The 1161-nt window shown below is 41.8% G+C and carries 3 protein-coding genes; all 3 read left to right on the top strand.

Translation table 11 applies throughout. The features are described from left to right. On the top strand, nt 1–474 hold a 474-nt coding region (locus JEM65_RS20600; RefSeq protein ID WP_233530768.1), incomplete at its 5' end, for a DUF5996 family protein. 66 nt (nt 475–540) lie between these two features. Next, a complete protein-coding gene (locus JEM65_RS20605) occupies nt 541–825 on the top strand; it encodes a GNAT family N-acetyltransferase (protein ID WP_199603559.1) in 285 nt (94 codons plus the stop codon). Between the two features lie 27 nt (nt 826–852). Beyond that, on the top strand, nt 853–1161 hold a 309-nt coding region (locus tag JEM65_RS20610), incomplete at its 3' end, for a pirin family protein (RefSeq protein ID WP_199603561.1).

Below are 1161 nucleotides of genomic sequence, written 5' to 3' on the forward strand. Positions count from 1 at the left end.
ATGCTGAAAGTCAATCAGGTGTTTACCCAATACCGTTCAGAATTTATGGGTAAAAGTAGCGATGTCCAGTTTTTCTGGGGGAGTTTTGATTTGGCGATTTCGCGGTTTTCAGGACGAAAGGCACCGTTACATCCAGGTGGCATTCCCAACCTGCCAGACTGGGTAACGCAAGAGGCTTACTCCCACGAAGTAATGAACTGTGGCTTTTGGCCAGGTAATGAAGCCACACCTTTTGCAGCATTTTATAGTTATATTTATCCAGCACCTGATGGTTTTAAAGATGCTGCCATTAAGCCAAGCAGTGCTTATTTTCATGACGACTTAGGAGAATTTATCTTAAAATATGAAGATGTTCAAAAATCTGAAAATCCATCGGAGGTATTGTTAGAATTTCTTCGCAGTAGTTACGACAATGCAGCCAAGCTCGCTGATTGGGATACGGAGAAATTCAAGTTCAAACTAGAAAAAAATTAATGTCGCACAGTATATCTGGATGCTCTAAAGATTTCGATAATTTAAAATTAAAAAATACACTATATTATGACAAGAATAGAACGAGAAGACAACGGTAAAAAAGGACGATTTATAATTTATGACAATGATGAAGAAGCTGGCGAAATGACATTTACCTGGGCAGGTAAGGAGAAATTCATCATCGACCATACCGGCGTAGACGATAAATTTGGTGGCAAAGGATACGCCAAACAACTCGTCATGGCGGGCGTGGAATATGCGCGCGACAACAACTTGAAAATCATTCCGCTTTGCCCTTATGCAAAAGCCAGGTTTGATAAGGATGACAGCATTAGAGACGTCTTAGCCTAAAACAAACTTAAAACCAAAAGATAATACATGTCTAATACCGAATTAATTATAGAAGAACGCGCCGCCGATATTGGGAACTTTATGGTAGGACGTTTATTGCCCTTCCGCCAAAAACGATCGGTTGGGCCTTTTACCTTTATTGACCATATGGGCCCAGCAGCCATGAGCAAGGTCGAACATCTTGATGTGCCGCCACACCCGCATATAGGCCTCTCCACACTCACTTATTTATTTGAAGGCTCCATCCAACATAAAGACAGTCTAGGCTCTGATGTTGAAATTAAACCTGGAGCGGTCAATTGGATGACTGCAGGCAAGGGCGTGGTCCATTCTGAA

Origin of the sequence: Gelidibacter salicanalis (genome assembly GCF_016469035.1) — a bacterium.
GTDB classification, from domain to species: Bacteria; Bacteroidota; Bacteroidia; order Flavobacteriales; family Flavobacteriaceae; genus Gelidibacter; species Gelidibacter salicanalis_A.